General features: G+C 39.0%; 6 protein-coding genes. 4 read left to right on the forward strand and 2 right to left on the reverse strand.

The window, feature by feature from the left end; translation table 11 throughout:
* The first annotated feature begins 241 nt into the window (after positions 1-241).
* Both AB1414_14680 and AB1414_14685 read left to right on the forward strand, forming a co-directional pair.
* On the forward strand, positions 242-544 hold the full coding sequence (locus AB1414_14680; protein ID MEW6608667.1) for a hypothetical protein: 303 nt from the start codon (positions 242-244) through the stop codon (positions 542-544).
* Positions 545-664: 120 nt separating this feature from the next.
* Entirely contained in the window at positions 665-1,792 is a 1,128-nt protein-coding gene (locus AB1414_14685) for a hypothetical protein (protein MEW6608668.1), read from the forward strand.
* Here AB1414_14685 and AB1414_14690 read toward each other — a convergent pair.
* On the reverse strand, positions 1,741-1,905 hold the full coding sequence (locus AB1414_14690; protein ID MEW6608669.1) for a hypothetical protein: 165 nt from the start codon (positions 1,903-1,905) through the stop codon (positions 1,741-1,743). The genes AB1414_14685 and AB1414_14690 overlap by 52 nt on opposite strands.
* 42 nt (positions 1,906-1,947) lie before the next feature.
* Between AB1414_14690 and AB1414_14695 the strand changes: the two genes are divergently transcribed.
* Both AB1414_14695 and AB1414_14700 read left to right on the forward strand, forming a co-directional pair.
* Entirely contained in the window at positions 1,948-2,868 is a 921-nt protein-coding gene (locus AB1414_14695) for a metal ABC transporter substrate-binding protein (protein MEW6608670.1), read from the forward strand.
* Positions 2,869-2,932: 64 nt separating this feature from the next.
* Positions 2,933-3,730 carry a metal ABC transporter permease gene (locus AB1414_14700; protein MEW6608671.1) on the forward strand — a complete coding sequence of 266 codons (798 nt, stop codon included), beginning with the start codon at positions 2,933-2,935 and terminating at the stop codon, positions 3,728-3,730.
* Positions 3,731-4,133: 403 nt separating this feature from the next.
* Here the strand turns inward: AB1414_14700 and AB1414_14705 are convergent, their stop codons facing one another.
* Positions 4,134-5,174, reverse strand: coding sequence for a hypothetical protein (locus AB1414_14705; protein MEW6608672.1), 1,041 nt, complete (start codon positions 5,172-5,174; stop codon positions 4,134-4,136).
* Positions 5,175-5,350 lie beyond the last annotated feature (176 nt).

Below are 5,350 nucleotides of genomic sequence, written 5' to 3' on the forward strand. Positions count from 1 at the left end.
CTTGGGCCAGGTTTGCTTGACACCGTGAAGAGTGATAATTCACAATTCACAATTGACAATTCACCATTCACCATTATTAAGGAAATTTAGGGAAGAAATTGTGAATGGTGAATTGTGAATGGTGAATGGTGAATAGTTACGATATAATTAACATATAGTGAAGTGGGGTGTGGGTTCGGATTTCTGGGTGCAGGGTTCGAGCCTGCAATTCTAGATTTTGTGCCTAATTTTCAGGAGAGATATGGAAACTAAATATAAAACTAAAAGAGGAAAATTAAGACGACTCGGTATTATATTTTTTGTATTATACTTCGTTTTTATATCCTCAATTATCTTTTCTCATACCCATTCATCAGAAACAGAGACGGATAATTGTCCAATTTGTTATATTATAAAAAACTTTCAACCTGTTATTATTACTGCTGATATTACTGCAGGAATATTTTTTTCTTACTTCTTTTTATTCTTGCCTCAAAATTTAATCCTGCCAGAATTAACCCTCAGGGATTTCTTCACGCGTGGTCCTCCAGAATTAAGTTTGTAGTTCATTTCTAATTTAAAAAAATTTCATTTTGGGACACAGATGGACGCAGAGCTCCAGGATTTTATTATCCGGATAATCTGCGAAAATAATCTTGTGTCCTATTAACGGGAGGTGTTATAAATGAAAAAGTATTTGATAGGTTTTTTGTGTTTTTTTATGCTCTATGGAGAGCAAATATTTGCTCAGGAGACAGAAGAGATGACCACTCCTGCTGCTCCACAAGGGATGCGTGGTATTCCGATTAATATTCCGGATATTAGTGTTGTTGGAGATATTGTTGGCAAGGTAACCAGCAATAAAAGCGATGAAGACCGCAACACTGTCCATATGAGAGAGATAGAGCTTGCTTTACAGGGGTTCATCTATCCTCAAATGCGGGCAGATGCCTTCCTGGCGATGCATCGACATGGGGAACATGTTGAGGCAGAGATATGCGAAGCCTATGTTAGCTTTTTGAAGGTAGCCGGAGATTTAGACATACAAATTGGCAAACCGCATATCACCTTTGGCAAGATAAACAAAGTACACCAGCATCACAGACACTATGTTGACCAACCGCAGGTTATTACAAATTTCTTTGGTGACCATGGACTGGTAGGGGAAGGGGGTAATTTAGGCTATCTCTTGCCATTGCCCTTTTTTGCTCAGTTTGATGTGGGTGCCTGGCGAATAGAAGGACATCATCATCATGATGGAACATCAACATGTGAACATAAGGATTTTGGATTAAGAAACGGGGTTTATACCAGTCGATTATGGACATCTTTCCCCATATCAGGCAACTCTGAGTTAGAAATAGGAATAAGCAAGGCAAAGGGAAGAGGTGCCCATTATAAGGAGCATCTGGATAATGCAGAGGTTTATGGGGTTGATATAATTTACAAACGCTGGCCGTCTGCCCACAGCCGACTGATATTCCAGACCGAATGGCTGCATTTGAAACGCCAGGTTCCTCCTGGCACATTGAAAAGGGATGGATTCTACAGCTTTCTCAATTACAAATTTGATAAATACTGGGATGTGGGGCTAAGATATGATTATGCCGAGAGTGCATGGCCTTTCTTGGATGAGAACAAGCAACTTTTACCTGAAACCGGTGATGAGGCCTCAACATCTCTGATTATCACCAGAAGCCTGACTGAGACTACCGGACTGCGATGTCAGTATAAAGCCAATAGCCATTCCAGGGATGAGGCTTATCTCCAGATTATCTTTGGAATAGGCCCACACAGCCATCCGCTGGAGTAAATATTGGTAACTGGTAATTGGTAACTGGTAATTGGTAACTGGTAATTGGTAACTGGTAACTGGTAATTGGTAACTGGTAACTGGTAACTGGTAATTGGTAAATATTTAACCAGTTACCATTTAACCAATTACCAAATAAATATGGAGGTGAAAAAATGAGTAGGATAAAATTAAAACTCTTATGGGTGTTTTGTACTGCCTTTCTTGCATTCGGCGGCTACACCTATGGAGCAGGAAAAATAAATGTAGTTACTACCACTACAGATCTGGCTGATCTGGTGAAGGTGGTTGGCGGTGATAGGGTTGAAGTAGTTAGTCTATCAAGGGGAAGTCAGGACCCTCATTTTGTCGAACCAAAACCAAGTATGGTTATTCAACTAAAAAAGGCTGATATGCTGGTTAAAATGGGTATGGACCTGGATATGTGGGTAGATGGACTGATTGCTGCGGCCAGAAATAAGAAAATTATCTATGGGGAAAAGGGTTATGTTGATGCTTCAGTAAATATTGAGCGGTTAGAGGTTCCCAAAGAAAAGATTGATGGCAGTATGGGAGATATTCACATCTACGGTAATCCCCATTATCAGACTGACCCGGCAAGTGCTAAGCCAATGACCAAAAATATTCTTGAGGGACTCTGTCGAATATCTAACAAAGATTGTAACTATTTTAAGCACAACCGTCAAGAATATCTCAAAAAACTGGATGAGAAGATTGGTACCTGGACCACAATGTTGGCTAAGTTCAAAGGCAGTAATATCGTTACCTATCACAACTCATGGCCTTACTTTGCCAAACGATTTGGGTTAAATGTAATCGAACATATCGAGCCTAAACCAGGTATTCCACCATCAGCAGCTCATCTGAGCAGCTTGATAAAGGTAATGAAAGAAAAGAAGGTCAAGGTGATTTTGGTAGAGCCTTATTTCCCTTTAAAAGGCTGTCAAATGGTTGCCAGAGAGACTGGAGCAAAGATATTAATCTTTCCACCATCAGTTGGTGGAGTAAAAGAAGTTCAGGACTTCCTTGAGCTGTTTGATTACAACATCAATCAATTAGCTAAGGCGTTAGAATAATATCCTGTGTGGGGTGCGGCCAGACACAAGTTACCGCACCCCATCTGACTGGAGATAAATAACAATGTTTGAATTAATCATTCTGCCATTTTTGGTCTGTCTAATCCTGACCGGTATCTATACCTATTTTGGTCTTCATGTAGTTGAGCGTGGGATAATCTTTGTTGATTTATCCCTGGCACAAATGGCCGCTCTGGGTGGTGCTTGCGGATTGCTTTTTGGTATTGGACTGGATGAGCCGTTAGTCTATATCTTTTCCTTTGGTTTTGCTGTTATTGGAGCGGGCATATTTACCCTGACCAGGATGAAAGAGGCACAATTGCCGCAGGAGGCAATCATTGGCATTGTCTATGTAGTCTCAGCAGCAGCCGCTATCTTAGTTTTGAACCAAATACCTGAGGGAGCAGAGCACATTAAAGAGATGCTGATTGGTGGTATCCTTTTTACTTCACCAAAGGATATCCTGATTATATTTACCCTATCACTTTTAGTTGGTTTATTCCATTTATTCTATAGAAAACGATTTCTGCTTATTTCCTATTCTATAGATAAAGCCATAGAGTCAGGCATTCCAATCAGGCTCTGGGATTTTCTGTTTTATGTTACCTTTGGGTTGATAGTAACGGTCTCTGTGCGCATCGTGGGGGTGCTGTTAATCTTTTCCTGTTTAATCATACCAGCCTTATGTGCTATTCTTCTAGTATCTGGCTTTGGGAAAAGGTTAATGGTTGGCTGGGCAATTGGGGTGCTTGCCAGCATAGCCGGTCTTTATGCCTCCTGTGCCTTTGATTTTCCTGCTGGGGCTTCTATTGTGTGCAGTTTTGGATTGCTACTGGGCATAACCGCTATCTTGAGGAAATAGGGGGATATTTCCCCCCTATTTATTGACCTAACAATTCGTTGCAGTGGAGGGCAGAGGTTAACTGCTTTTCAAAAGTTTCCACCTGTGCGGTTAAATGTAAAATGGATAATGTCCAATGAAAATGTATAACTGAAAGGTAATGAGTCTGGCGAAGTACTAAAATTTCCCATTTTTCATTTCCTATTTTACATTTTACATTTATTTTTCCTTTGCGTCTCTGCGATGAATTAGTCTAATCGCACAGGTGGATAAATTTCAATGTGGAAAGATTGAAAGAAGGCATAAAGAGATTTGTTCTGTAACATCTCCCTGCCCTTCGTACTCTTCGTGGTGAACAGTTACTATCCGTGTTAATCTGTGGCTGAATAGTTACTGGTAATCATTTACAAAAATGTGTGTCCCCTTATTCCCGAATCATGTTAGTCAATTCAAATGTTGTCTTCAAGATTCTTTCGGTAATATCTTCAGATAAAGAACCCATTCCACAACTTGGTGTGATAAATAGATTTTTTAATAATAGGTCTTTTGGAATATCTTGACTGACTAATTTACTGGCTAAAAGCTCTATCCCTTCGGTGAATCTTCTAAATAAAGTATGAACATTCTCATTCAGAATTTCCTCAGAACTTGGAACAATTCCCCAGGCAAGCGTTCCCCCTCTATTTAAAAATACGGTTAATTCTTCCGGATATAAAGCAAGATTCAAAATGAACTCGTAGGCATCAAAATTAACAATATCTACGCTTGTTTCCATAAGCACTGACCAATCGGTATTACCACAGCAATGAATACCAACTAAGGCATTACTATTTTCTTTAATAGTTTTAATTACTTCATTTAAAGAAGAAACTATTGTTTCCTTACTTAAACTAATATAGGCAGAACCAAAGGCAGATAAATATGGTTCATCAATAAAGATGATTATTGGTAGATTCAGGTCGTTAAGTTTTGTGATTTGCCAGACTGATTTCATTGCCAATCCCTTAATTATCGTGTCAAATAATTGCTCATTATAGATAATTGCCCTTTTAGTTTCATCAGGAACCGTCAAACCAAAACTAATAGGTCCGGTGATTTGTCCTTTGATAAATTTAATCCCGGCAGGCATCTGTTTTTTTAAATACCTTAGCATCGCATAAAATCCCGCCGCATAATCCTCGCCTATTTTAAAATACTCTATTTCCTTATCAAGATAGTTTTGATAGAATTTTTCTAATTGGGATTCTACATCTTTAGTTGTCTCGAAGAAAATCCTCTGGTTTTCTTCATCCCATATCAGACAGGGTAAATTCTCACTATATTGGAGATACATATTTTCTTTAAAAGACAACTGTGGTAATTGGGGCCAGATAGGCACATCTGGCAGGTTATCTAATATGAGCGTGATAGTTTTTTCAATATCTCTATGTGGCAGACTGCCAATAGCTGTAGCAAAACAATTCATTTTGCTTCCCTCCTTTTCATTTGGTAATTGGTAACTGGTGAATGGTAATTATACTCCAGTGGGGTATAAATTGTGATTATTTAAAGTAATCGGTAATCAGGTAATCAGTAATCGGTAATTTGAGATAGCAGGCTACTGCTTGCTCTTTACCGATAACCTGATAACCGATAACCTGA

This window comes from bacterium (genome assembly GCA_040755795.1).
In the GTDB taxonomy this organism is placed as follows: domain Bacteria; phylum UBA9089; class CG2-30-40-21; order CG2-30-40-21; family SBAY01; genus JBFLXS01.

Excerpts from the sequence above, each read along its gene's own strand:
- AB1414_14700 (MEW6608671.1), top strand. The coding sequence starts at position 2,933 with ATGTTTGAATTAATCATTCTGCCATTTTTGGTCTGTCTAATCCTGACC.
- AB1414_14695 (MEW6608670.1), top strand. The coding sequence starts at position 1,948 with ATGAGTAGGATAAAATTAAAACTCTTATGGGTGTTTTGTACTGCCTTT.
- AB1414_14685 (MEW6608668.1), top strand. The coding sequence starts at position 665 with ATGAAAAAGTATTTGATAGGTTTTTTGTGTTTTTTTATGCTCTATGGA.
- AB1414_14680 (MEW6608667.1), top strand. The coding sequence starts at position 242 with ATGGAAACTAAATATAAAACTAAAAGAGGAAAATTAAGACGACTCGGT.
- AB1414_14705 (MEW6608672.1), bottom strand. The coding sequence starts at position 5,174 with ATGAATTGTTTTGCTACAGCTATTGGCAGTCTGCCACATAGAGATATT.